General features: G+C 69.1%; 19 protein-coding genes and 3 pseudogenes. 9 read left to right on the top strand and 13 right to left on the bottom strand.

Annotation, left to right across the window (positions count from 1 at the left end; genetic code table 11):
• Positions 1-42: 42 nt before the first annotated feature.
• On the top strand, positions 43-1,746 hold the full coding sequence (locus QC283_RS08755; RefSeq protein WP_279560810.1) for a WD40 repeat domain-containing protein: 1,704 nt from the start codon (positions 43-45) through the stop codon (positions 1,744-1,746).
• A gap of 639 nt (positions 1,747-2,385) precedes the next feature.
• Here the strand turns inward: QC283_RS08755 and QC283_RS08750 are convergent.
• Both QC283_RS08750 and QC283_RS39545 read right to left on the bottom strand, forming a co-directional pair.
• Positions 2,386-2,547 (bottom strand): annotated as a pseudogene (locus tag QC283_RS08750) (pirin family protein); the annotation flags it as partial.
• Between the two features lie 112 nt (positions 2,548-2,659).
• The gene (locus QC283_RS39545; protein WP_443032573.1) at positions 2,660-3,034 is read right to left on the bottom strand and encodes a transposase; all 375 of its coding nucleotides are present in this window, start codon (positions 3,032-3,034) and stop codon (positions 2,660-2,662) included.
• Between the two features lie 258 nt (positions 3,035-3,292).
• Here QC283_RS39545 and QC283_RS39540 point away from each other — a divergent pair.
• A pseudogene (locus tag QC283_RS39540) lies at positions 3,293-3,574 on the top strand (hypothetical protein); the annotation flags it as partial.
• 323 nt (positions 3,575-3,897) lie between these two features.
• Here QC283_RS39540 and QC283_RS08735 read toward each other — a convergent pair.
• The 10 genes and pseudogenes from QC283_RS08735 to leuC form a co-directional block, all read right to left on the bottom strand.
• Positions 3,898-5,139 (bottom strand): annotated as a pseudogene (locus QC283_RS08735) (IS3 family transposase).
• A 12-nt stretch (positions 5,140-5,151) separates the two neighbouring features.
• Positions 5,152-5,781 carry a hypothetical protein gene (locus tag QC283_RS08730; RefSeq protein ID WP_279560784.1) on the bottom strand — a complete coding sequence of 210 codons (630 nt, stop codon included), beginning with the start codon at positions 5,779-5,781 and terminating at the stop codon, positions 5,152-5,154.
• A gap of 39 nt (positions 5,782-5,820) precedes the next feature.
• Entirely contained in the window at positions 5,821-6,846 is a 1,026-nt protein-coding gene (locus QC283_RS08725; protein WP_279560783.1) for a UvrD-helicase domain-containing protein, read from the bottom strand.
• The gene (locus QC283_RS08720; protein ID WP_336620634.1) at positions 6,843-7,721 is read right to left on the bottom strand and encodes an ATP-dependent endonuclease; all 879 of its coding nucleotides are present in this window, start codon (positions 7,719-7,721) and stop codon (positions 6,843-6,845) included. Before QC283_RS08720 ends, QC283_RS08725 begins: the two co-directional genes overlap by 4 nt.
• Before the next feature lie 67 nt (positions 7,722-7,788).
• Positions 7,789-8,670, bottom strand: coding sequence for an ATP-dependent nuclease (locus QC283_RS08715; protein ID WP_279560781.1), 882 nt, complete (start codon positions 8,668-8,670; stop codon positions 7,789-7,791).
• 61 nt (positions 8,671-8,731) lie between these two features.
• Positions 8,732-9,031, bottom strand: coding sequence for a hypothetical protein (locus QC283_RS08710; RefSeq protein WP_279560780.1), 300 nt, complete (start codon positions 9,029-9,031; stop codon positions 8,732-8,734).
• A gap of 859 nt (positions 9,032-9,890) precedes the next feature.
• Positions 9,891-13,391, bottom strand: coding sequence for an indolepyruvate ferredoxin oxidoreductase family protein (locus QC283_RS08705; protein WP_279560779.1), 3,501 nt, complete (start codon positions 13,389-13,391; stop codon positions 9,891-9,893).
• Positions 13,392-13,431: 40 nt separating this feature from the next.
• Complete coding sequence (locus QC283_RS08700) at positions 13,432-14,238, bottom strand: RraA family protein (RefSeq protein ID WP_279560778.1); 807 nt, start codon at positions 14,236-14,238, stop codon at positions 13,432-13,434.
• Positions 14,231-14,833 carry a 3-isopropylmalate dehydratase small subunit gene (gene leuD, locus QC283_RS08695; RefSeq protein ID WP_279560777.1) on the bottom strand — a complete coding sequence of 201 codons (603 nt, stop codon included), beginning with the start codon at positions 14,831-14,833 and terminating at the stop codon, positions 14,231-14,233. Before leuD ends, QC283_RS08700 begins: the two co-directional genes overlap by 8 nt.
• Before the next feature lie 32 nt (positions 14,834-14,865).
• Complete coding sequence (gene leuC / locus QC283_RS08690) at positions 14,866-16,269, bottom strand: 3-isopropylmalate dehydratase large subunit (protein WP_279560776.1); 1,404 nt, start codon at positions 16,267-16,269, stop codon at positions 14,866-14,868.
• A 346-nt stretch (positions 16,270-16,615) separates the two neighbouring features.
• Here leuC and QC283_RS08685 point away from each other — a divergent pair, with 346 nt between their 5' ends.
• Together QC283_RS08685 and QC283_RS08680 are read left to right on the top strand one after the other, a co-directional pair.
• Entirely contained in the window at positions 16,616-17,953 is a 1,338-nt protein-coding gene (locus QC283_RS08685; protein WP_279560775.1) for an SLC13 family permease, read from the top strand.
• Between the two features lie 72 nt (positions 17,954-18,025).
• Positions 18,026-18,667 (top strand): IclR family transcriptional regulator, encoded by a 642-nt coding sequence (locus QC283_RS08680; RefSeq protein WP_279560774.1) that lies wholly within the window; start codon positions 18,026-18,028, stop codon positions 18,665-18,667.
• A gap of 73 nt (positions 18,668-18,740) precedes the next feature.
• On the opposite strand, the gene QC283_RS08675 is transcribed toward QC283_RS08680, so the two are convergent.
• Positions 18,741-19,196, bottom strand: a complete 456-nt coding sequence (locus tag QC283_RS08675; RefSeq protein WP_279560773.1) for a MarR family winged helix-turn-helix transcriptional regulator — start codon at positions 19,194-19,196, stop codon at positions 18,741-18,743.
• A 143-nt stretch (positions 19,197-19,339) separates the two neighbouring features.
• Here QC283_RS08675 and QC283_RS08670 point away from each other — a divergent pair, with 143 nt between their 5' ends.
• The 5 genes from QC283_RS08670 (at position 19,340) to QC283_RS08650 (ending at position 26,209) form a co-directional block, all read left to right on the top strand.
• Positions 19,340-20,251: an SDR family NAD(P)-dependent oxidoreductase gene (locus tag QC283_RS08670; protein ID WP_279560772.1), complete on the top strand. Its 912-nt coding sequence runs from the start codon at positions 19,340-19,342 to the stop codon at positions 20,249-20,251.
• A gap of 37 nt (positions 20,252-20,288) precedes the next feature.
• On the top strand, positions 20,289-21,161 hold the full coding sequence (locus QC283_RS08665) for an amidohydrolase family protein (RefSeq protein ID WP_279560809.1): 873 nt from the start codon (positions 20,289-20,291) through the stop codon (positions 21,159-21,161).
• A gap of 109 nt (positions 21,162-21,270) precedes the next feature.
• A complete protein-coding gene (locus QC283_RS08660) occupies positions 21,271-21,735 on the top strand; it encodes a MaoC family dehydratase (protein WP_279560771.1) in 465 nt (154 codons plus the stop codon).
• Positions 21,736-21,814: 79 nt separating this feature from the next.
• Positions 21,815-22,963 (top strand): acyl-CoA dehydrogenase family protein, encoded by a 1,149-nt coding sequence (locus tag QC283_RS08655; protein ID WP_279560770.1) that lies wholly within the window; start codon positions 21,815-21,817, stop codon positions 22,961-22,963.
• Positions 22,964-23,971: 1,008 nt separating this feature from the next.
• Complete coding sequence (locus QC283_RS08650; protein WP_279560769.1) at positions 23,972-26,209, top strand: MMPL family transporter; 2,238 nt, start codon at positions 23,972-23,974, stop codon at positions 26,207-26,209.
• Positions 26,210-26,249 lie beyond the last annotated feature (40 nt).

The raw sequence follows: 26,249 nt of genomic DNA, 5'->3' as shown, positions 1-26,249 counted from the left end.
GCTGGACTCGACATCCGCGAGCTACCAAGAGGCCCTTCCTTCATGCACCCGACCCGGACAACTCATCCGAATCAGGACCCCGTTCGAACCTGCCCGACCACGCGAGCGGATAGAGAACAGGCAGTTACCTCCCCAAAGGGCAGGTTCACCTCGGTGGCCATTTTCCCGGACGGAACCCGACTGGCCACCGGCGGAAGCGACGGCACTGTGCGGATCTGGAGCCGAGCCACTGGTACCTGCACCGATACCATCCCGGCGCACAAGGGCGGAGTACGCTCGGTGGCCGTCTCCTCCGACGGACTTTGGCTGGCCACGGGTGGCAGTGACGGGGCAGTACGGATCTGGGATCCGACAGGTGGGTCCCGACCCACTACGCTTACCGGCACTTCAGGTCATACCCAGTCCGTGGACTCTGTAGCGATCTTCCCGGGCGGGGCATGGCTCGCCACCGTCGGCGATGGATCGGTTCGACTATGGGAACAGGCCACTGGATCCTCCATCACCCTGACCGCGCACAGGGGTACGCGCTCGGCAGTGCTCTCCCGCGACGGTACCCGGCTCGCCGTAAGCGGCAGCGACGACGGGTGGGTCCGGACATGGCACCAATACGAATTCGTAGATGCGGAGCAGTCATTCTTCGGCGGGCCCAGCTTCAGAGGGGTGGTTGCCGCGCTTTCCCCGGACGGAACCTGGCTGGTCACAGGCAGCCGTGACGGATCGGTAGAAGTCTGGGACATGAGCACCGGTGATTGCACCGCCACTCTTGCGGGCCATGCCGGCTCCGTGACGTCGCTGGCGATATCCCCCGACGGACGCTGGATCCTGACCGGCGGCAGCGACGGGTCAGTGCGGATCTGGGATCACGACGAAGAGTCGGTGGGGCCGGAGACCCCGCACAGCGGCCATGTGATGGTGACGGCAGCATCTTCGGACGGAACCCAGATCGCCACAGCCGGCCGGAAGGTGCAGATTTGGAACCGGACGACCCGTGTCTGCACAGCTACTCTGACTGAGAGCGATCACTCCACGACGTCGCTTGCCGTATCGCCGAACGGCGCCTGGGTTGCCACCACTTCTAAATACGACGACCGCGTGAAGATCTGGGAAATGGCCACCGGCAATCTCCGCACCACCGTCGGGGACCGCCACGGCAGCAAGGCGACAGCCGTGGCGATCGCACCCGACGGCACATGGATTGCCGCCGGCACGGATGCGGGGACGCTGGAGGTGTGGGACGGAGACACCGAAACCCGCACCAGCACCCTCACCGCTCACAGCAAGCCGGTAAGATCGGTGGCGATCTCCTCCGACGGAGTTTGGGTCGCCACCGTCGGCAGGCAAGACGCGGTCGTGCGAATCTGGGACCCGACGACCAGGAACAGCGTAACCGTCCTTCGAGGGCACACCGGCTCAGTGACGTCCGTGGCGTTCTCCCCCGCTGGATCCTGGGTCGCCACCACCGGGGAGGACCGCGAGGTGCGCATCTGGGACCCGACCTCGGGAACCTGCACCGCCACACTCACCGGCCATACCGGCCCCGTGACATCGGTGGCGATATCCCCTGACGGACGCTGGATCGCCACCACCAGCGCCGACTCCACGGTAAGGGTCTGGAACGCCCCCGAAGGACGCACCGTAGCCATCGCCCGGACCGAGGGGCAACTACTCACCTGCGCTTGGGCAACCAGTCACGATCTCGTCGCGGGTGGAACTCAAGGCATGTACGTATTTACTCTCCATGCCTGAGTCCTCGGATGCTCCCGCAGCCAAGCGGTTCCATACGCCTGGGGCTACCCCCGCGGGCGCGGGGGTAGCCCCAGGATGGCTGTGCTTCCGGACTAGGCGATGCCCTGCTCCCCGCGCCGCAGGGATGGTTGCGGGGACTACGGTTCCTGTCGAGGGCATCGCCCCAATCATCATCGTCACGGAGCGCTGAGGCGCCACACGGCCAGCACGCGAGAATCTATTGGCACTCTCGATCGGCCTCCCTGTAAGTCCGCGTGAAACCTGTGAACGATGTTCGACCTTGTCACCTCTCTACAACGCCATGCAGCGAAAGCCTGACGCTCCAACGTGGCGGAGCCCGGAGGTGCGGGAGTCGGCATTCGTCCGACCGCGGGCCCTCAGCAACAAGATCACGCCACCCGCCGGAAAGACGGACAGAGCCAATCGGCCGTACCTGACGCCACGTCAGGGAAGTCAGCATGAGGTCAGCAAGTGTCCTGCCACGGCTGCCCACGGATGGCCACACTTCGGAATCGCCCTCCATGCGGATTCAGCCCTGCGATCCCACTGAGGCGCTCTTCCGCCAGCGATTGCAGTCGTGGCGGGCGACACCGGAGCACATACCGCTCAACAGCCGCCCAGCTCAGGCATGTCCGCAGGTCAACGGAGTCTTCCACGAGGCTTCAATGGGACTGCCGGTAGCTCGGGGGCGGGCAGCGGGGCACCGTCGTACCCCTTGACCTCGCCGAAGCGTGTGCCTTCCATCCAGTCCCGGCGTGCTTGTACGATCTCCTCCTGGGAGCGCCCGATCCAGTTCCAGAACTATTGCATCAGCCAGCGTTTCCGCAGGTCAGAGCCTTACAAGCCCTGCAAAGTCAGCAAAAGTCAGCATCAGGACGCTGCCTATAAAGGCGTTGTGCGCCTTTCATTCACTTCATGCTTGCCAGGGCCGGGAACTTGCGATGGAGCCGGCCGGCTCACCGCGGACGTGCTGTCCGACCACTGGTCGCGATGACGCCGCCTCCGACGAGCAGCCGCAGGTGCCGCACCGATCGCTCCCGGTCAGGACGGGACCGGCCGCAGCAAGGTCGAGCGCGACGTCCGTGATCATGTCCTCCTGGCCGCCGACCATCTTGCGCCGACCGACTTCAACGAGGATCGCCCGGGTGTCGATGTCGTCTTGCCGCAACCACTTCGACAACGTGACGGGATGGATGCCGAGCTCCCCCGCCGTCTGTTTGGCCTGCTTGCCAGCTCGGACCAGCGCGATGGCACGCGCCCGGAACTCCGGAGGATAGGGACGAGGCATGACTGCCAGCCTTCCGTGAAGGGCTGTCAGTTAGCCACCAAAACTGGAACCTGAGTCGTGGGGCAGGTCAGCCTGTCACCCAAAGCTGCACCAGACCCGTTCTTGCTCAGGGGTTCTCCTGGAATGTTGTGAAGTGATCTACGGATTCATCGGTGGGGAACGGGCACAGCGACGTCGTCGCAAGCCGCCCGGACGTCCACCCTGTCAAGGCCGAGACAGAGGTGCGGCGTGCCGTCCTGAACCGTCAGCTCGACGTCGATGCGGGTATCGGCCGCCTCGGACGGCTTCGCCGCCCCACTTCAGGGTCTCGTCCAGCGCGCCGAGGTGGATGGGGAGCGGGCGGAAGACCTCCTGACGCATGCCGTCGCGGACCGTGACGCCGGTGGCCGGGACCGAGTGCTGTCCGTCGCGGTGGTGACGATCAGCCCGGAAGGCGAACGGTCCGGAGAGTTCTCGACCCTGCTCAACCCTGGATGCGGCCCAGGGCCAGTCGAGATACACGAGCTCACGGCTGAGCGACTGCGGGGCGCTCCGACCTTCGCCCACCTCCTCCGTGATCTTTGGCGGCCGGAAGCTGCCCGAGGTCGTCATGAGGCGATCGCATCCGGGCGACCAGCAACCCAGGGCATCCCTTGTTGGGGTTGGCCCGGGGCTCCGTCCGGCCTGACTCGTCCCTCATTCGCCACCCACCACCGTATCCCCATCGAACCGCAGCGACGTGATCCGGGACTCGCCGACCCACTCCCGGAGGGTATCCAGTGCAGCGGGCTCAAGTTTGGTGTTGAAGAAGATGGCCAAATGCTCTCTGGCCCGTGAGCATGCCACGTAGAAGAGGTTGAACCGCTCCGGGATCGGTGGAGGCTCTATGCGTTGACGCCAGCCGCCGGTTGGGGCTGGTGTTGAGCGTAGTAGTTGGTTTCGTGTTCGTGGGGCGGGACGTCTCCGATCGCGGAGTGGAGGCGCTGATTGTTGAACCAGTCGACCCATTCCGCGGTGTCGAGTTGGACGTCGGCAAGGCCGTGCCAGGGCTTCCGCGGTTATATCAACTCCGTTTTGTACGGGCCGATCTGGGACTCCATGTGCGTTGTCCAGGGCGTCGCCGACGGTGCCGATCGAAGCGTCGATGCCGGCCTCGAGAAGGTGGGCGGTGAACGCGAAAGACGTGTACTGGCTGCCCGCATCCGAGTGATGCACCAGCCCTGGTCCGGCGGGAGTTCCGGCACGGTCCCGACGCCACAACGCCATATCCAGGGCATCGAGTACGAGCTTGGCCCGCTTGCTGGTGGCCGCGGACCAGCCCACGATCGTGCGGGAGAAGACGTCTACGACGAACGCGACGTAGACGATCCCGGACCAGGTGGCAACGTAGGTGAAGTCGGCCACCCACCGCTCGTTCGGACGTGACGCGGTGAAGTCGCGCCGGAGCAGGTCACCAGCCCTGTCCTGGCCGTCGTCCCGGATGGTGGTGCGGACCTTCTTGCCGCGTCGGGCGCCCTCCAGGCCGAGGTCGCGCATCAGCCGTGCGACGGTGCAGCGTGCCACCGGTATGCCCTCGCGGTGCAGTTGCCGCCAGACTTTCCGCACGCCGTAGACACTGAAGTTGTCCGTGTGGACACGGCTGATCTGCGTCTTCAGTTCGGCGTCGCGGACAGACCGGGCGCTGGGGGCGCGGTTCTTGGCGGCGTAGTAGGTGCTCGTTGCGATCTTCAGTCCGTGGCTGGTCAGAACACGGCAGATCGGCTCGACTCCGAACACCTGGCGGTGTGCGTCGATGAACGCTACGAGCGTTTCGAGGGCCGGTCGAGCTCGGCCGCGAAGAAAGCCGACGCCGCCTTCAGGATCTCGTTGGCCCGCCGCAGCTCGGCGTTCTCGGCCCGCAGCCGCTTGATCTCCGCGGCCTCCTCGGACGTGACGCCGGGACGCTGGCCGCCGTCGACTTCGGCCTTGCGGACCCAGGTCCGCACCGTCTCAGCCGCACCGATCCCCAGCTTGGCTGCGACCGCCTTCATCGCGGCCCACTCGGTCGGGTAGTTCGGGCGGATCTCCGCGACCATGCGCACCGCACGCTCACGAAGCTCGGGCGGGTAGGGGGACGGACGTGCCATGACTCGATCCTCTCAGGGAATCGAGCCTCCATCAGACCCGGAGCGGTTCAGGTTGCGTGCCCTGATAAACGCCTCCAGTTCCTTGTCCATGAGTTCGTCGCGCCGGGAGAAGTTAGCTAGCATCTCGGGGATCTGGAAGCGGGAGTGTCCCTTGCTGACCACGGCGAGGACCCGGTTGAGCTCCAGTCCCTTGACTCCGTGTTGTGTGGCGAAGGGCGTGCCGCCGCCGAGGTGCTCGCTCAACGCCAGCAACTCCGCGTACGGCACTTGGCGCAGTTGTTGGTACTCCTTCGACCGCGCCGCCGCCCGGGCTGCGGCCCTGTCGTCACTCACAGCCTGCGGGTCGGTGCCGGATGGTGACACGGCCTTCCGGTGACGCTCGCGCACCTTCCCCAGGCCGTCGAAGAGCTGCTGCTCAAGACAGAGGTCGAGGACGTCGCCGACCGTTCCCGTCTTGCGGGCCTCCCCCAGTTTCGTCAGGGACGCCATCCATTCCTGCTTGTCGGCCGACGAGTTGATGGGTGGGCGGCCACGGGGGTCGAGTGCGTCGAACATCGCGCCGTAGCGCTTGTTCCGGTGGTGGAGCAGGGCCGGTTCCAGCGTGTCCATGAAGAAGGCCATGGCGTGGTCCTCCTTCCTCACGTAGGAATCGTTACGCCGAAAGGCCCCGTGGAGCTTCTATTATCCCAGTTCGCCGGCGATCGTCTCGTGCGTGAGCATGAGGATCTTCGTGCTCGGCTCCTCCGCCCGCGCCTGGGCATCGTGACCGGATGCCCCGGTGCTCCATAACCGTTCGCGGGCGTCGTCCAGTACCCGTTTCCGAGCCGCGTGGGCCGCGTCCCAGCCGAGCTGACCCTTCCGGTGGTGGGTGAGCCTCGTCCCGGCCCATTCGTTGGTGTGATAGATGGCGACGGTGCCCTCGCCAACTCCTGACGCCATGGTCTGCGTCAATTCGGGACGCATCGTGTTCAAGAGGTTCACGACGGCGCGCTGCGAGCGCCGATTGCGCCGTCTGAAGACCGGGATCGGGCGGGCGTCCTCAAGCGCCCCGCACGCGTTGTCGTAGATCTGCTGGCAATGGTCCCCGAAGAAGCCGCAGAGGGGGCCGCGCGCGGTGGCCTCATCGCCCGGCGTGCCCAGCATGGCCTCCGCCAGACCGGCGGGGGTGTCCTGGTACTCGTCCACAAAGACGATCGGGAACCGGTCGGCAGCCAGAGCCCGGAACTTGGGAAGGGCGAAAAACGCCCTCGCGAGGACGGGCAGATCGTTGTGACCCAGCTGCACGCGACGGCTGTCGTGGTCCACTTTCTGAAAGCCGGTGCTGTACTCGACGGTGTAGCCGTCCAGTGAGGTGTGGCCCTCCATCTTCGACAGCATGATGTCCAGCTCGACGATGTGGCGCAACAAGTGCTTGCTGAAAGGGGAGAGCAGCTGCCACAGGAAACCATGGATGGTTTCGGCGAACACGTACGGGCTGCGGTCGGTACGGCTGATGATCTCGTCGCGGGCCACATTGGTGTAGGTGACGCAGGCGATGCGCTGGTGGGGCCGCGGGAGGTAGCGGGGGCGATCAGCCAGGATGCTCTGGAGCGCCTCGATCAGTGAGCTGGTCTTGCCCGCACCGGCACCGACCTCCACCTTGAAGTGACGGCCCGCCTGGAGAGCCGTCAGGATCGCGTGCGTGACATCTTCCGCCTCCGTCGTCACTGGACGTCCGCCTTCGTCGCCGTCCCGTCCTGTGCCATGAGCCACTCGAGGCCGCGCCTGATGTACTTCGGGACCTGCCAGTCGTGGTCTCCGAGGACATGGTCGAGGGCGAAGTCGACCTTGCTGCGCCTGGTCTCCACGCTGCTACGGGCCTGTTGTTCCAGTTCCTCGGCAGGAGCCCCACCTGTGGAAATACCGAACCGGGCCCGGTTGGCCAGCGCGAAGGCGTCCTCGAAAGTGCGGCCGCACGGACCGCCGGGCTCCTCCGGCACCTGGTAGGCGAGGCACATGCTGCCGCCGGCGATCGGCGGGTCCCTCTCGGCCCGCTGCAGCAGCTCGGCCACCGTGATGTCGGCCATCTCGGGGGACCACGCCCTGATGGACTGGTTGGACGTGCGTCCGGATTCGGACACCAGACATTTGCGGATCTTGGGCTCCCTGTCGTCGACGGGATCAAGATCCGTGATGATCAGGGCTGGAATCCCGAGAACCTTCAGCAGCGGATAGAACCTGTGGGCATGCGCCCCTCCGACCTCCATCAAGGTCACGTACTGGTGCTGGGGCGTCTCTCCGGGCCTCCTCGCCGCCAGCTTCTCCTCCGCAGCCGGCACGAAGATACGCTCGCTGGCGCCCTCGACGAGGATGGCCTTGTCCGCGAAGTAGAGGTCGGCCCGGGTGAGGGGGTCAGGTACTTGCGGAGAAACCTCTCGTCGCCGGTCACCTGGGACAGGTCCTTGATGACGGTGCGGGCCGGCCCCGGCTCGCTTCCGCTCTCCACGGTGTCCTCCTCCTTCCGGAAGTACCGGATGTCGGAGAAGTGTCCCCGGTTGGCCACGTGTGCCGAGTGGGTGGTCACCACGAACTGAGCGTTCCACCGGGGGCTGCTGTCGATTGCGGTGCTGCTCTCCTCGACCGCTCCCCTTTGCCCGGGCATCGTCGCTCTCATCTACGCGTCGATCCGGGGGACAGATTGACGGAGTACGTGAGTCGCTGGATGAACGCCTCCTGCATCTGCGGATGCAGATGGGCCTCCGGTTCCTCCAGGAAGACGAGGTGGATCCCCGACTCCGGAGAGGTCGCCGTGTGGTCGCGGTAGCAGGTGAAGAGCCTGAGCAGAATCATCACCAAGTTCCGCGTACCGAGGCCGTTCTCCGCCGCGGTCAGCAGTTGCTCGAAGACCGCTCCGATTGGTGCGGCATGCCCGTCGCTCCCGTCGTCCAGCCCTCGCTGCGCCTCGACGAAGTCCACCCTCACCAGGGTGCGCACGTCCGCGAGGTCGACCGGTCGGACGTTCGCCTCATCGGCCGGGTCGACCGCCATCACCGACATCTCGAAGTGCTTCGGGATACCTCTGCCCAGCTGCTCAAGCGTGGCCCTGGCATCCGGCCCCACCGGCACGCCGCCGAAGAACTCCTTCAGGGCACCGTCCCCCAACCCGAAGGCGAACCTGATCACCACCTCGGAGCAGTCGGGGTCAAGGTCCACCACGAAGGGGGCCAGGGGTCCGTACTGGCCGCAGTCCTTCTCGTAGGAGATGTGGAGGGTGAGGGTGACTGCCGGAACCGTGTCGCGCGCCTGCTCCGCCTCACCCGAGGCGAAGAGGCGATGGGCGGCGAGGAACTCCTCGTAGCAGTCGGCGGAGAAGTCCTCGATGCGCAGCGCGGCCTTCTTCCTCGCCACGAAGAATTCGAACAGTTTTGCCAGCGAGGTCTTTCCCGTGTTGTTGCGGCCGACGCACAGTGTCACCTTGTCCGTGAAGGACAGCTCAGTTCTGCGGAGCAGCCGGAAGTCGCGGATGACCGCCTTGGTGAGCCGGGGCGGCACCGGGACTACGGTCCCGTGTGGTTCAGCGGAGCCGTCTCGCGGGCCTGGGATGGCACGCGGATCACTGGGCTGGGTCATCGCGGCTCCTTGCTGCGCTCGTACACACCCTGGGACGCCCGGCGGGAACACACAGCAAAGGAAGCCACAAGCCCCATGAGATGCCGTCACCCCTCAGGATCTGGAGCCGCATCTCCAGGGCGTCGGCCCGGTATGCCCCGGCGAGCTCGGTGTCGGTGACCGGCCGGGCCAGCCACCGGTAGTAGGGCTGGCGGGCCAGCCCGAGCACCCGGCACGTCACCGCCACCGGCACCCGTGGAGGGGCAGCGGCGGCGGCCAGCTCGCGGACGAGCGGGTACGTCATCGACAATAACTTCGACCATCTCGAGCAAGCTTGCCTCGTCCGGGCCCGACCTCGCAGTGTCCGATCACCCAGAGCCGACGGAACTCGTTATGGAATTCCTGGCGGGGAGAGACTTCGTGAACGGCTGACGGTTGTCACGCAACGGCTGCACCGCGGCGAGCCTGCCGTTCCTGTTCGCTCTGGCCGACGATCTGGCGCCGCCGGCTCGCGGTGCCGTTGTCGCGCTGTAGCTCAGCATCGGGCGCGAAGCCTCTGACTGTGACCTCGACGCGGTCTACGTCACGCTCGACGGGACCGTCACTCACGTCCGATGAGGGTCCCCCACAAGTAGGTTCCCTGCCTGCGTATTCGCAGTTCAAGAGTTGTTTCGACGCCCTACAACGATTCGATAGCCCCGGAGGGCCGAACGAGCGCGGCAACGCAGCAGCGAATCGCCGGTCAGCCAAGCCGGCGATTCTCATGACCGTGAAGTAGCTCGCCCAGTGGCTCTTGGCGGTGGCAAAGGTCGAGTGTCAAGAATGTTCGAGATTCCGCCGGAGCAGAGCGTGGGTCGATTCCGCGATCACACTTGGGCCAGCCCTATCTGCTCGTCGTGGCCATTCCGCGGGCAGGCCGGTCGACGGGATCGAAGCCGGGTAGGCTGCGTGACGGGTGGCGCCGGGCTTCGCAGGGGACTGGGGCAGCCGGTGCCCACTCCGCCTCGTGGCGGCTGTCTCCTGAGACTTCGCACGGTCCCCTCAGGGCTCGAATCCGACATCTTGCCGACCGCGAGAGGCGGTCCGTCGACGGTCCCGGGCGATTTGGTGGCGCGTGGCGGACCTCCGTTGCGTCGAGGTCCGCCACCGCCGTCGCCTCCGGTTCAGTCCCGCAGCTTCAGCGCCGCCTCGCGCACGGCCTCGCGGTACTCGCGCACATGGGCCAGCTTGACGTCCTCGTAGCCGCGCACCATGTCGGGCAGGGCCGCCAGCTCGGCGGCGGTGCCGAGGGTGCCGGCGGTGAGGCCGGGCAGGAGGCCTGTGATGGTCTGCCGGTACTCGGCGACGAGTTCCCGCTCCACGCGCCTGACGTGGGCACGTCCGAAGGGGTCCCATGCCGTTCCCCGCAGCCCGCGCATGGCGTACAGGCCGCGGAAGGCCGGGCGCGACCAGGCACCCAGGGAGATCTTGTTCTTCATGCCCAATGCTCGCAGCACCGGTGGGTGCAGGCGGTACGAGACGCGGCTGCCCGGACCGAAGCGGGCGGTGACGTCGGCCTCGGCGGCCGGGTCGAGGATGAGCCGGGCCACCTCGTACTCGTCCTTGTACGCCATGAGCTTGAACAGGCCGGCGGCGACGGCCTCCGTCAGCACGGTGCTGCCGGGAGCCACAGCTTCCTCCCGTGCCCGCACGGTCTCGACGAACTCGCGGTAGGAGCGGGCGTACGCGGCGTTCTGATAGGCGGTCAGCTCGGGAAGGAACCGGTCGAGGAGTCCGGGCAGGCCGGGGGTGTCCCGGTCGTCCGTCTTCTGGTGCACCCCGGTGTTCTGGGCTGCCGCGAGCTGTCGGCCGTGGGCGAAGGCGCGCAGGTTCTCGTCCACCTTCGCGCCGTTCAGGCGGATGGCGCGCTCCAAGCTGCTGGCACTGACGGGGAGGGCTCCGGCCTGGTAGGCGGCGCCGACGAGGAGCATGTTGGCGTACTGCTGATCGCCGAGCAGTTCCTCGGCGGCGGACGCGGCGTCAAGGTAGTGCGCGGCGGCGAAGCGGCCCTCGAACTGGGCACGGACACTGCTCTGATCGGGGAAGACGGTGCCGGTGTCGACGACCATCTGCCCGGTGGGCACCTCGGCGGTGGAGACGACGGCGACGGTGCGGTCGGAGCGGGCGCCCTTGAGGTGGACGGGGTCGGCTGCGACTAGGATGTCGCAGCCGAGGTAGAGGTCGCACTCGCCGGCCGCGATCTTGGCCGCGCGGTCCAGGTCGGGCGCCGTGCCGAACTTGACGTCGGAGACGACCGCTCCGCCCTTCTGGGCGACGCCGGTCTGGTCGAGGGAGCGGACGGTGTAGCCGTCGAGGAAGCCGGCGGTGGCCAGCACCTGGGCGACGGTGACGACTCCGGTGCCGCCGACGCCGGTGATCCGCATCGCGAACTCGTCGGCGGAGACACGCGGTTCGGGCTCGGACAAATCGTCCGCGGGGGCTCCGGTACGTGTGGTCCCGGGCTTCCGCTCCCCCGGGACCACCGTCATGAAGGACGGACAGTCTCCCTTGAGACAGCTGAAGTCCAGGTTGCAGGAGGACTGGTGGATCTGAGTCTTGCGGCCGAACGGGGTGTCGACGGGGTGTACGGACATGCAGTTGGACTTCTCCCCGCAGTCACCGCACCCCTCGCAGACCCGTTCGTTGATCACCACGCGCCGGTCGGGGGTGGCTGCCTTCCCGCGCTTGCGCTTGCGGCGCAGTTCGGCGGCGCACTCCTGGTCGTGGACGAGGACGGTGACGCCGGGCACGGCGGCCAGTTCGCGCTGGGCGTCGAGGAGTTCGTCGCGGTGGCGGACGGACACCTCGGGAAGGCTCAGGACGCCCGCCCCGCGCAGTATCCGCCTCACCCGCCGGGGCTCCTGCGTCGTCACGACGACCCTCGCCGCGCCCTCGACGGCGAGCAGCCGCACCACCCGGTCGAGCGGCATCCCGCCGACGGCGTCCTGGCCGCCGGTCATGGCGACGGTGGAGTTGAAGAGCAGCTTGTAGGTCATCGTCACCCCAGCCGCGACCGCCGCGCGCACGGCGAGGCTACCGGAGTGGGCGAAGGTCCCGTCGCCGAGGTTCTGCACGTACCCCGGGTCGTCGACGAAGGGCGAGAGGCCGATCCAGTGTGCGCCCTCACCGCCCATCTGGGTCATGCCGACGGCCTCGCCGACCTGCTTCTCGGGCATCCCCATCACCATGCCGTGGCAGCCGATGCCGCCGCCGACGACCATCCCGTCGGGCACCTTGGTGGAGGAGTTGTGCGGGCAGCCGGAGCAGAAGTACGGGGTGCGCGGGAGGAGGGTGAGGGAGGTCCGGGGGCGCGGGCGGTTCTCCGTCCAGGCGGTGACGGACGGGATGTCGTACGGGGTGAGGCGGCGTGCGAGGGCCGTGGCCACCAGGTCCGGGTCGAGTTCGCCGGCGGCGGGCAGGAGGCGGGCGCCGGTGTGGTCAGTCTTGCCCACGACGACGGCGGGCGCGTCGGTCATCCCGTACAGGGCGTCCTTGACGGCCGTCTCAAGGTAGGCCCGCTTGTCCTCGACCACGACGATCTCCTCCAGCCCGCACGCGAACTCCCGCACCACGGTCGGCTCGACGGGGTGGACGAAAGCGAGTTTGAGGAGGCGGATGCCGCGGCGGTCGAGTTCGGTGTCGTCCAGGCCCAGTACGTGCAGGGCCTGGCGGAGGTCGAGCCAGGTCTTTCCCGAGGCGACGACGCCGATCCGGGCCCCAGGCGATGCCGAGCCCTCGATGCGGTTGAGGCCGCTGCGGCGCACGTACTCCAGGGCGACGGGCAGGCGCGTGTCGTACAGGCTCTGTTCCAGGCCCGCGAGCGCGGCACCGACCATGCGGGCGTGCGGCTGGTGGGCGTACGCCCTGCGCCCGCCGGCCAGGCTGGTCATGTCTGGGGCGGTCCAGTTGGGGGTGACGTGGGCGGTGGAGGCGCCGTCCGCCACGTTGGTGGCCACCTTCAGGGCGGTCCACAGTCCGGAGGCGCGAGAGAGTTCGACGGCGTGCCGGGCGTACTCCAGCACCTCCTGCGCGTCGGCCGGGTAGAGGGCCGGGACCTGGAGGTCGGCGAGGCTCAGCTCGGACGAGCACGGGAACGTGGAGGACTTTGCGGAGGGGTCGTCGCCGACGAGGGCCACCGCGCCGCCGTGCGGGGAGGTGCCGGCGAGGTTGGCGTGGCGGATCGCGTCGGCGGCGCGGTCCAGGCCTGGGGCCTTTCCGTACCAGAAGCCGGTGATGCCGCGGACGTCCGGGTGGCGGAAGGAAAGCGTGCCGCCCGCGAGCTGGGTGCCCGCGACGGCGGTGGCGGCCAGTTCCTCGTTGAGTCCCGGCTGGTGGACGACGCCGTGCGGGTCGAGGAGCTTGCGACGGCGGGCGATCTCCAGATCGTACCCGGCGAGCGGGGAGCCCTCGTAGCCGGAGACGTACGACGCGGGACGCACTCCGGCACGGGCGTCGAGCTTGGCGCGGTCGATCAGCATCCGGACCAGCGCCTGGATGCCGGTGAGGTAGACGCGGCCCTCGTCGGCGAGGTAGCGGTCGTCGAGCGTGAAGTCGGCGGGGACGGCGGACGTCGGGGACGAGGACCGTCCGGAGACGGCCGGCGGCGCTGCGGACGTGGTGGTCATGGGCCCCTCCTGGGGTCGTGCACGGGCGAGTCGGAGCGGGTCAGAGCACCGGACGGCCACGCGTCCGGGTGATGAGCTGCTCGAAGGTGACGGTGCCGGCGGCCGCCTCGGCGAGCGCCGAGGCCATGTGCGCCTCGGCGGCGACGAGTCGGCGGCAGTCGGCCAGCACCTCGGGGACGGAACCGAACGGGACCACGCACACCCCGTTGGCGTCGGCCGCGACCAGGTCCCCGGCTTCGACGCGGGCCCCGGCGAGGGTGACGGTCCCGTTGAGTTCGGCGGCGCGCCAGCGGTAGCGGGCGGCGAGCGGTGTCACACCGCGCGCCCAGACGGGAACGGGGCCGGCGCGCAGGGCGCGGACGTCGCGGACGGCGCCGTCGACGAGGATGCCGCCCACCCCGGCCGCGGCCGCGAAGCCCGCCGACAGATCGCCGGCGACAGCGGTACGCGTGTCGCCGTCCGCGGTGATCACGGCGATGTCGCCGGCGCCCGGCACGGCGAGGCCGTACAGGTCGCGGTCGCCCGCGAGGGCCGGGCTGGAGCGGGCGTAGTGCGCGGCCGGTGTGCCGCCGTAGGGCTCACAGCGCAGGGTGAGGGCCTGGCCGCAGACCGCCCGTTGCGGCGCGAGCGGGCCGAGGTCGGCGGCGGGGACGACCGCGCCGACACCGCGTGCGTCCAGCGCGTCGGCGAGAAGGCAGGTCAGGTCCCGCTGGTCCTGGAGGAATTGCAGATCGTCGGCGGGGAGGCGGGGGAAGGCGGCGCGGCGGACCAGCGTCTCGGGGACGCCTCCGAACAGGCGCGGGCGCAGAGCGTCCAGGTCCGGTGCGGCCTTGTCCCGCTCAGCCATGGCGGACGGCCCCGGTGGTGGGGAGTGCGGGGCGGCGACGGCTCTCGTAAGCGGCGATGGCGTCGGCGTGCCGCTCGGTGGCCGCGATGTCGTCGAGCCCCTCCAGCAGGCGGGCACGGGTGTGGTCGTCGATTTCGAAGGGGACGTCGATGCCGGGCGCCGTGACGGTGCGCCGCTCCAGGTCGACGGTGATCTCCGTCGCCGGGTCCTCCTCCGTAAGCTGCCACAGACGCTCGACGACGGGCGCGTCCAGGCGGACGGCGAGCAGGCCCCGCTTGAGGGCGTTGCCGCGGAAGATGTCTCCGAAGCGGGGGGAGACGACGACGCGGAATCCGTAGTCCTGCAGGGCCCAGACGGCGAACTCGCGGGAGGAGCCGGTGCCGAAGTCCGAGCCGGCGACGAGGATGGTCGCGCCCCGGTACCGGGGGTCGTTGAGGACGAAGCCGGGCTCGGCGCGCCAGTCCGCGAAGAGGGTGTCCTCGTAGCCGGTCGCGGTGGTCCGGGTGCCGAAGCGGCCGGGGAAGATCTGGTCGGTGTCGACGTCGGAGCGGCGCAGCGGCACGCCCCGGCCGGTGAGCACGGTGAAGGCTTGCATGGTTCTCCTCGGGCGGTGGGGCTCGGATGCGCTCAGGCGGCCAGGTCGGCGGGCGAGGCCAGACGGCCGGCGACGGCGGTGGCGGCGGCGACCTCGGGCGAGACGACGTGGGTGCGGGCACCGCGTCCCTGCCGCCCCTCGAAGTTGCGGTTGTTGGTGGAGGCGGCGCGCTGGCCGGGGCGGAGCCGGTCCTCGTTGAGGGCGCAGCACATGGAGCAGCCGGGGTAGCGCAGTTCGACGCCGGCGGCGTTGAAGACGTCCTCCAGCCCTTCCGCGACGGCCTGGGCGCGCACGGCCGCCGAGCCGGGAACGAGGAGTACCTCCACGCCGTCGGCGACCTTGCGGCCGCGCAGCACCTCGGCGGCGGCGCGCAGGTCCTCGATGCGCCCGTTGGTGCAGGAGCCGATGAAGACGGCGTCCACGGCGAGGTCGCGCATGGCGGTGCCGGGGGTGAGGCCCATGTACTCCAAGGCGCGGGCGGCGGCGCGGCGGCCGCGGTCGTCGGTGAAGTCGTCCACGCCGGGGACGCGCCCGCCCAGCGGAACGCTCTGGGCGGGATTGATCCCCCAGGTGACGAAGGGGGTGAGTGCGGAGCCGTCGAGGTGGACGGCTGAGTCGAAGATGGCGCCCGGGTCGGTGGCCAGGGTGCGCCAGTGGGCGACCTCGCGTTCCCAGTCCTCGCCCTTGGGGGCGTGCGGGCGGTCCTTGAGGTAGGCGAGGGTCGTCTCGTCCGGGGCGATGAGGCCGGCCCGCGAGCCCGCTTCCACGGCCATGTTGCAGACCGTCATCCGCCCCTCCATCGACATCGCCTCGATGACGGGTCCACGGAACTCCATGACGTGTCCGACGCCGCGGCCCGTCCCGGTCTTGTTGATGAGGGCGAGGACGACGTCCTTCGGCGTCACACCGGGCGCGAGACTGCCGGTGATGTCGACGCTCATGTTCTTCATCTTTGTCATCGGCAGCGTCTGGGTGGCCAGGACGTGCTCGACCTGGCTGGCACCGATGCCGAAGGCGAGCGTGCCGAAAGCGCCGTGGGTGGTGGTGTGGGAGTCGCAGCAGACGATGGTCATGCCGGGCTGTGCGAGGCCGAGTTCGGGGCCGATGACGTGGACGATGCCCTGACGGGCGTCGCCCAGGGGATACATCTGGATGCCGAACTCGGCGCAGTTGTCCCGGATCAGCTTCATCTGGCTGCGCCTGAGCACCTCATCGAGCGAGGGCCGGTCGGTGAAGGTCGGAGTGGCGTGGTCCTCGGTTGCCAGCGTGAGGTCCGGGCGGCGGACCGTGCGTCCGGCGGCACGCAGGTTGTCGAAGGCGACCGGGGTGTTCACCTCGTGCAGCAGGTGCAGGTCGATGTAGAGCAGGTCGGGTTCACCGACGGCGCTGCGGACGACGTGGTCGCGCCAGATTTTGTCGGCAAGGGTGAGTTGCATAACGGCCCCTCGAAGTGCGATCGGCGCCAAAGGTTCCCATTATTTGGGATGTGCGCGGAGAATCCAGCGGTGACCCTAGGTCAGTCGACGGAAACCCACAAGGGCCAGATGACGCTGAGATTCCGGAGTGGGAAACCTGCCTGCACGACTGTTGTCACCAGCTGGGCCATGTGCCTAACCTCCCCCCGAGATCCCCAACCCCCGCACGACGTTCCCATTTTTTGGGATCGGCCGGGTTTCCGCCCTCCTGCGACCCTCTGACTTCTCCAGCGCCGCCCTCCTGCCTGGCGTCCCGCGGACCGTGGATCACCCTTCGCCCACCCGCCACCGATCAAGGAGGATCATCGTGGTCTACGCCGTCTCCATCGCCGTGTTGGTGGTGGCCTTCGCGCTGGCGACAGTGCGCCCCATCAACCTCGGGCTGCTCGCCTTCGCCGGCGCCTTCGCGATCGGCTCCGGACTCTCCGGCATTTCGCTGGAGGAGATCCAGGGCTTTTTCCCGGGCGACATGTTCCTCACCGTCCTCGGCATCACACTGCTCTTCGGCGTGGCTCGCGCGAATGGCACCGTCGACCTCCTCCTGGAGCGCTCGCTGCGCCTGGTGGGCGGCAGGCCCTGGGCGGTGGCCTGGATGATGTTCCTGCTCGCGGCGGCCCTGATGTCCCTGGGCGCCGTCCTCGCCATCGGAATGCTGGCCCCGATCGCCATGCCGTTGGCCAAGCGGTTCGGCATCAAGCCGCTGCTGATGAGCGCGATGCTCGGACACGGTGCCTTCGGTGCCGCGTTCTCCCCTGTGACGGTCTACTCCGTCAGCATCCAGCAGCTTCTGGACGAACAGGGCTACTCGATCTCCGCGCTCACCCTCTTCATCGTTCCCTTCGGACTCAATCTCCTGCTCGCAGTGACGGCCTTCGTGACGATGGGCCGCCATCTGCTGCGGCGGCAGCCAACGCGCACCGCTGCCCAAACGGTGGCCGAGGCCAAGGCCCGGACACCGGCCACGGTGGGTGCGGCCGCCCGCACGGCGTCGTCCGGCGGAGCGGACAGCGCCCCGGAGACCGGCCCCGACCCCGCCACAGGCCCCTCCCGCGTCACGGCAGGCCAGTGGACCACTCTCGCGGCGATCGGGTCCTTGCTCGGGGCCGCGCTCCTGGGGGTCGATGTCGGCGTCGCCGCCACGTTCCTGTCGGTGGCCCTGCTGCTCGCCTTCCCCGCCCTCACCCGGGAGTCCGTCGGCGCGATCGGCTGGCCCGCGATCCTGATGGTCTGCGGCGTCATGACCTACATGGAGGTCATGACCGCCAACGGGACCATCGAGTACCTCGGCGAGAAGGCGCTCGACCTGCCCTCGATGCTCCTGACCGCGCTCGTACTCCTGCTCGCGGTCGGCATGATCTCGGCCGTCGGTTCGTCCTTCGGCATCATCCTCATCTCACTGCAGCTCGCCGCCCCGCTCATGGCGTCGGGCGAACTGCCCGTCACCGCGCTGGTCCTCGCCCTGTGCTTCTGCGCGACCACCGTCGACGTCAGCCCGTTCTCCAGCAACGGTGTCCTCGTGCTGGGCAGCGCCATCGTCCCGGACCGCCAGCGCTTCCAGCGCAGGATGCTCGCGTACACCGGCTACGTCGTCGCCGCCGCGGCCCTGCTGTCCTGGGGCCTGCTGGTCCTGCCCTCGGCGGCCTGATGGCGGACCGAGGCGTGCGGCTGCGCCGTCCTCCCGTCCCGCCTGCGGCGGACGCCGGATATCGTCGGGGCCATGACCAGCGTGCGGGACAACGGAATCGACACCGGAGTCGGCGTGCTCGACAAAGCCATGGCGATCGTCGCCGTCTGCGAGCACCGCCCCTCCTCGGCCGCCCGTATCGCCCAGGAACTGTCGATGACGACCTCCACCACGCACCGCCTGGCCGGCGCGCTCACCGCGCACGGCCTGCTCCACCGCGACGACGCGGGCCTGTACCGACCGGGCCCGCGCCTGCAGCCCCGCCGGCTGACCGCCCTCGCGCGCCCGTGTCTCGACCGCCTCACCAAAGAACTCGACGAGACCAGCCAGCTCTGGGTTCCCTCGGGGACGGACCGCGTGTGCGCCGTGAGCACCGTTCCCCACACGGAACTTCGCGTGGTCTTCGATGCCGGCCTGCGCCTGCCGCTGACCGAGGGCGGCTCGGCCGCGCACGCGCTGCGGGGGCTCACCGGCCCCGACGGCTGGGTCGAATCCGTCTCTACGCGCACCCCCGGACTCGGCTCGGTCAGCGCCCCGGTGCGTGAGGGTGAGGACATCGTCGCCGCAGTGTGCGTCGTCGCCCCGCTCTTCCGCATGCCCGGCTCACCCGGCCACGCCTACGGCGCCCGGGTGGCGGCCTCCGCCGCCGAGATCACCCGTCTCCTCGCGGGCTGACCCGGCTCTCCGGACCTCTCGACCGGCCCCGACGCGACCAGGCACGAGGTCTGCCGCGCACGGCCGGGTCACGTCACGAGAGCTGGCGCCACGCGTGGTCCAGCGCCGCCCGCAGCTGGGCGGTCCGCTCGGCGTCGAGCCCGTCCGTCATGTGCTGCTCCAGCTCACGCACCGGCTGCTCGTACCGGGCCAGCAGCCGACGCCCGGACTCGGTCAGCGCGATCAGCAGCTCGCGCCGGTTGGCGGGGTTGGGGCGACGGTCTACATGGCCACGGGCTTCGAGAGCGCGGACCATGTCGGCCATGGACTGGGCGGTGACGAAGGAGTCCCGGGCGAGCTGGGCTGCGGTGAGGCCGTCATGTCGTTCGAGGACGGTCAGCGCGGTGTACTGCAGGGCGGTCACGCCAGCCGGTTTGAGCACCTGCTCCAGCCGGGCCCGCACGACCTGCTCGGTGCGCTTGACCAGGTAGAGCAGTGAAGAGGGCGACTTCACCTGCTGATCGGTCGGCTGTGCGACGGCGTCGGTCATGGCGCCCCTCCTCGTGGGTGCTGGCGAGCGGGCCCGCTCGGCGGTCCGCTGAGGAAGTCCACCGTAGCCCATTGACAGGTTTCCTGCCGATCGCAAGACTGGACGGCATAGCCAGGAATCCTGTCAATGAGAGGTGGTTCCCTATGGACCTGTCGGGCAAGGTAGCCGTGGTGACGGGCAGTGGTCGGGGGCTCGGGCTCGCCTACGCCCGCGCGCTCGCCGTCGCCGGGGCGTCAGTCGTGGTCAACGACGTGGACGAATGCGCCGTCGAGGCGGCGGTGAAGACCGTCGAGGCGGCCGGCGGCAAGGCGTTCGGGGTGACCGCGCCGGTCGGCATCACCGAGGCCGCCGAGGAACTGGTCTCCGCCGCGGTGGAACGTTTCGGCCGTATCGACGTCCTGGTCACCAACGCCGGCATCCTGCGCGACAAGGTGCTGTGGAAGATGACGGACGAGGACTTCGACGACGTCGTCCGTGTCCACCTGCGCGGCACCTTCACCTGCGCCCGGGCCGCCGCCGTCCGGATGCGGGAGCAGGGCGAGGGAGGACGGATCGTCCTGATCGGCTCGCCCGCCGGACAACGCGGCAACTTCGGGCAGACCAACTACGCGGCGGCCAAGGCCGGCATCGCCGCCATGGCCCGCACCTGGGCGATGGAACTGGCCCGGGCCGGGATCACCGTGAACGCGGTGATCCCGGTCGCCGCCACCGAGATGACCAGGACGATCCCGGCGTTCGCGCCCGCCATCGAGGAGTCCGAGCACACCGGCGCCCCCCTGCCCGACTGGATGCGCAAGGACGAGGGACTGGGCACCGTCGACGACGTCACCGGCCTGATCGTCTTCCTCGCCTCCGACGCCTCGGGCGGCGTCACCGGACAGGCGATCGGCGTCGGTGGGGACCGCCTCGCCCTGTGGGCCCACCCCCGGGAGAAGGCGACTGCCTTCCGCGACGGCGGCTGGACCGCCGACGCCATCGCCGAGTCCTGGTCCGACGGCGTCGGCGCCGAGCCGGAGACGTACGGCATCCCCGCCCCCAAGCCGCCCGCGGACTAGTGACATGAGCACCAGCGTCAACACCCCGAACACCCCTATGGACACCGACCGGCTCACCGCAATCGACGTGCACACGCACGCCGAGGTCTCCCGCACCGGCCACCCCTCGCTCAGCCCCGAGCTGATGGCCGCCTCCGAGAAGTACTTCGCCGCCCACGGCCACCGCCAGCCCACGATCGACGAGACGGCCGATTACTACCGGCAGCGCGACATGGCCGCCGTTGTCTTCACCGTCGACGCCGAACACGCGCTCGGCCACCCGCCCATCCCCAACGAGGAGGTCGCCGAGGACTGCGCCGCCCACAGCGACGTCCTCATCCCCTTCGCCTCCCTCGACCCGTGGCGCGGCCGGGCGGCGGTGCGCCAGGTGAGGAGACTGGTCGAGGAGTACGGCGTCCGGGGCTTCAAGTTCCATCCGGGCCTGCAGGGCTTCTCCCCCGACGACCACATGGCCTACCCGCTGTACGAGGCAATCCAGGAACTGGGGGTGCCGGCCCTCTTCCACACCGGGCAGACCGGCATCGGCGCCGGCGTCCCCGGCGGCGGCGGTGTCCGCTTGAAGCACTCGAACCCGATGCTGATCGACGACGTCGCCGTCGATTTCCCCCATCTGCCGATCATCCTCGCGCACCCCTCCTTCCCCTGGCAGGACGAGGCCCTGGCCGTGGCCACCCACAAGCCGAACGTCTACATCGACCTGTCCGGCTGGTCCCCGAAGTACTTCCCGCCACAACTGGTCCGCTACGCCAACACGTTGCTCAAGGACAAGGTGCTCTTCGGCTCGGACTACCCGGTCATCACCCCCGACCGGTGGCTCGCCGACTTCGAAAGGCTCGACATCAAGCCCGAGGTCAGGCCCCGCATCCTCAAGGACAACGCACTGCGCCTGCTCGGCCTCGAGAAGAACTGACACGCCCTCGGCCCTCCTTCACCGACGCGCTGCCCCGTAGCGGCGCCGACAAGCTGCTGAAGCCCCGCATCCGTCAGACGTACGGCACCACCTCCTGAAAGGAACCGTCATGACCGCCCTGCGCACCGCCACGGGACTCGACGAGATCAAGGCCCTCGCCGGCACCGACCTCGGCCGCACCGACTGGCAGGAGATCACCCAGGAAAGGGTGAACACCTTCGCTGACGCCACCGGCGACCACCAGTGGATCCACACCGACCCCGACCGCGCCGCCACCGGCCCCTTCGGCGGCACCATCGCCCACGGCTACCTCACCCTCTCCCTGATCATCCCCCTCTTCAACGAGCTCCTCGCCATCGAAGGCACCTCCATGAGCATCAACTACGGCCTGGACAAGGTCCGCTTCCCGCACCCCGTGCGGGTAGGCGCCAAAATCCGTCTGCACGGCGCGGTCGACGCCGTCGAGGAGGTCCGCGGCAACGGTGCCGAGATGCGGATCACCTTCGCCGTGGAGATCGAGGGCGCCGACAAGCCCGCCTGCGTCGCCCAGGCCATCTACCGCCATTACGCGTGACCCACGCCCCGTGATCCGACGCCCCTCGCCTCGTCCCGAGCCGGCAGGTCCGGCCAGCCCTTCGTACAAGGACATCCCCGTGGACCGCGCCCTTTTCGAAACCGAACACCGCGACTTCCGGACGATGGTCCGTGACTTCGTCACCAAGGAAGTCCAGCCCCACCTGCCCGCCTGGGAACAGGCCGGCGCCGTCGACCGCACGCTGTACGAGAAGGCCGGCGCCGTCGGCCTTCTCGGCCTCGACGTGGACGAGCGCCACGGAGGTGGCGGCACCGCGGACTTCCGGTACAACCTCATCGTCATCGAAGAGCTGTGCCGCGCCGGAGCCGCCGCCGTGACAATGAACCTGAGCGGCTTCAACGACCTGGTGGCGCCCTACCTCAACACCCTCGCCACAGAGGAGCAGAAGCAGCGCTGGCTGCCCGGTCTGTGCGCCGGTACGAAGGTGTCGGCCATCGCCATGACCGAGCCCGGGGCGGGCAGCGACCTCAAGGCCGTGCGCACCACAGCGGTGCGCGACGGCGACGACTACGTCGTCAACGGGGCCAAGACCTTCATCAGCAACGGCATCCTCGCCGACCTGGTCGTCACCGCCGTCCGCACCGACCCCGCCGCCGGCCGCAAGGGCATCAGCCTGCTGGTCCTGGAGCGCGGCATGCCCGGCTTCGAACGCGGCCGGAAGTTGGAGAAGATCGGCCTGCACGCCCAGGACACCGCCGAGTTGTCCTTCACCGACGTACGCGTACCCGCCGCCAATCTGCTGGGCGAGGAAGGCCGTGGCTTCGAGTACCTCATGCACAACCTCCCGCAGGAACGCCTGAGTGTCGCCGCCACAGCGGTCGCCTCCATGGAACGGACGCTGGAGAACACCCTGGAACACACCGGGGAGCGCACCGCGTTCGGCCGTCCCGTCGCGGACTTCCAGGCCAACCGGTTCGTGCTCGCCGAGCTCGCCACCGAGGTGCGCGTCGCACGGGTCTTCCTGGACCACTGCGCCGCCGAACTCGTCGCCGGGCGACTTAGCGACGTCGACGCCGCCATGGCCAAATGGTGGACCACCGAGCTCCAGCAGCGTGTCGTCACCCGCTGTCTGCAACTGCACGGGGGTTACGGCTTCATGCGCGAGTACGACGTAGCCCGTGACTTCCTCGACGCTCGCGCCGGCACTCTCTACGCCGGCACGACCGAAATCATGAAGGAGATCATCGGGCGTTCCCTGCGGTCCTGACCGGCTCTGTCGGTCGAAGCTGCCTGCGGCCGCCCACATCTCGAGCACCGTGGGCAGTTCCAAAGGCACTTTCGGGGTATTCAGCAAATAGCGCAGTGGCAGGAGCAATCAGCAGTCGCACACCCGCTGGAGCTGACCGGCTCGTGATGTTCACCATGGACGCGTCGGCGGTACAGGATGGCCAAGTTCCAGCACTCCAGCGTGTCGGCCTGGGAGTGTCTCAGAGTCCGTCGTCGTGGAGATGCGCAGGTGTAGCTCGGAGGGGTCGCCTGACGGCGGGGAGGGCTCGATCACGGCCGCAGCGTAACGAAGTGTCCGCACGTTCGTGGATAACGGAGCCCCAGCTCAGGCTGGCGTGCCCACGCCCACGCCGAAGCGAGGAGTTCGTGCGCTGGGACCCGCGGTCCCCCGCCGAGCTGAAGGCCGACTATTCCTCCTGACCCGCCCGCGGCAGCTCACCGCACACGCGTCACGGTGACCACTGCATGCCTCGTCGTCCCCGCCAGCACCTCGACGAGTAGTCCAGGCTCCGACGCCGTGAACGACCCGCCCTCGGCCGCACGACCTCGCTCGGCCGGGGCGACGTCGACCAGCGCCGCCACGACGTGCGCGGCCAGCTGCGCCCCGAGCCGCTGAGAGTGCTGGGCCGTTACAGCTCCACCCCATCTCTCCCGGTCGGCGGCCTGTGACCGCTGTGCGACCGGACGCCCTCGGGCTGGACGACGAGGGCGACGGAGCGGAGGACTGAACGCCGATGCCTTCGTCGAGCGCTGACGGGCCCGTCGGCCGGGCCCGGCTGCCGCCCCCGAAGAGGTGCCGTGGCCGATCTTCTTCGCTCCACGGTCATCCTCAGGTAGGAGAACGGCGTCCTCGTCTCGTACGAGGACGGCCCCTTGCCTGCTGCATGGCCACGAGGACCGGGTCACGGCACCGGCACGATGCTCCGGCAGCACCTGGAAGGACAGCCTTGGTGCCTACCTGAAATCCCACTTTGGAGAGACCTTTCTCGTGGCTGCCTTCCTGTACCGACTGGGCCGAACCGCCTTCCGACGGCGCTGGCTCGTGACCTTGTTGTGGGTGATGGTCCTCGGCGGTGTCGGCCTCGGCGCCGCCAAGGCCCCGGCCGCCGGTGACGACGGCACGTCGTTCATGCCCGGCATCGAGGCCCAGAAGGCGTTCGACCTCATCGGTGAGCGATTCCCCGGCTCGGACGCCAACGGCGCCGACGCCCGCATCGTCTTCATCGCCCCCGGCGGGGAGAAGGTGACGGCCGAGGAGAACCAGGCCGCCATCGGCGAGCTGGTGTCCACGGTCGCCGAGGGTACGCAGGTGGACAGCGCCGTCGACCCTTTCAAGGCCCACGCGGTCAGCAAGGACGCCTCGACCGCGTACGCTACGGTTACCTACAAGGTCAAGGCTGACGACCTGACCGACGCCAGCAAGGACGGCCTCGAAAAGGCCATCGAGGAGGCCCGCGACTCGGGTCTCACGGTGGAGGTGGGCGGCACCGCTCTCGCCTCGCAGCCGGCCGCGGGGGGTTCGGCCGAGGCGATCGGCATCGCTCTGGCCGCCGTGGTCCTGCTGGTCACCTTCGGCTCCCTGGCCGCGGCCGGGCTGCCGTTGCTGACCGCCGTCATCGGCGTCGGTGTCAGCATGTGCGCGATCCTCGCTCTCGGCAGCGCCCTGGGGCTGTCCATGACCACCGGCACGCTCGCCTCGATGCTCGGACTCGCGGTCGGCATCGACTACGCCCTCTTCGTCGTCTCCCGCTACCGCGAAGAGCGCGCGAACGGCCACGACCCGCGGGAAGCGGCGGGCCTCGCGGTCGGCACGGCCGGTTCCGCCGTGGTCTTCGCCGGCCTGACCGTGATCATCGCGCTCGCCGGCCTGTCCGTGGTCGGCGTGCCGATGCTGACCAAGATGGGCCTGTGCGCCGCCGGAGCGGTCGCCGTCGGCGTCCTGGTCGCCCTGACCCTGGTGCCCGCGCTGCTCGGGATGTGGCCGAACGCCGTCCTGTCCCGCAAGGTCCGCAAGCCCGGCAAGCGGGACGGCGGCGCCGGACGCCGCTCCGGGACCGCCGGCAGTTGGGGGACCCGGTGGGCGCGGCTTGTGATGAGGCGGCCCGTGGCGGTCCTTGTGCTGGGTGTGGCCGGTCTGGGAGCCCTGGCACTGCCCGCCGCCCAGCTGGAGATGGGCATGCCCGGCGATGAGGCGAAGCCCACGTCGACGACGGAGCGACGCGCATACGACGCGTTGGCCGACGGCTTCGGTGCGGGTTTCAACGGACCGCTGACCATCGTCGCCGACGTCAGGGGAGCCGCGGACCCGCAGGCGGCCGCGGCGACGATGGCCGAACAGATCGAGGACACCGAAGGCGTCGCGTCCGTCACGCCCCCGCGGTTCAACGAGGCCGGGGACGCCGCACTCTTCTCCGCGGTGCCGGCGACCGGCCCGAACGAGGAAGCCACGAAGAACATCGTTCAGACCATCCGGGCGGAGCGTCCCGGTCTGGAGGCGGACACCGGCGCGACGTTCGAGGTCACCGGCAGCACCGCGATGAACATCGACGTCGCACAGGCCCTTCGGGACGCCCTGGTGCCCTACCTGGCCGTCATTGTGCTGCTGTCCCTGCTGCTGCTCCTGGTGGTCTTCCGCTCGATTCTCGTGCCCCTCAAGGCGGCTCTCGGATTCCTGCTGTCGGTACTCGCCTCGCTCGGTACGGTCGTCGCGGTCTTCCAGTGGGGCTGGGGCGCCGAACTGCTGGGCGTGGAGCAGACCGGCCCGATCATGAGCCTCATGCCGATCTTCCTGGTGGGCATCGTGTTCGGCCTGGCCATGGACTACGAGGTCTTCCTCGTGGCCCGCGTGCGCGAGGCGTACGTCCACGGTGAGAGCCCGGGCCAGGCCGTGGTGAGCGGCTTCCGGCACAGCGCCCGCGTGGTCGTCGCCGCGGCCGTGATCATGATGGCGGTGTTCTCCGGCTTCATCGGGTCCGGAGAGTCCATGATCAAGACGATCGGGTTCGGCCTCGCCGTCGCGGTCCTCTTCGACGCCTTCGTCGTCCGCATGGCCCTGGTGCCCGCCGTACTCGCCCTGCTGGGCGACAAGGCGTGGTGGCTGCCCCGGTGGCTCGACAAGGCACTGCCCCGAGTCGACGTCGAGGGCTCCGCACTCACTTCCCGGACGCAGGCATCCGCTGCGACGGGAGCCGAGGCTCGCACGCGGGAGCCGGCCCGCACCGTCTGACACGAAGCCGGTCCCAGGACGCGCCGAGACGCCGTGCAGC

This window comes from Streptomyces sp. DH41, assembly GCF_029813785.1.
GTDB lineage: Bacteria > Actinomycetota > Actinomycetes > Streptomycetales > Streptomycetaceae > Streptomyces.
Note: the sequence above shows the minus strand (reverse complement) of the source record. Positions and strands in the feature narration are given on the sequence as shown.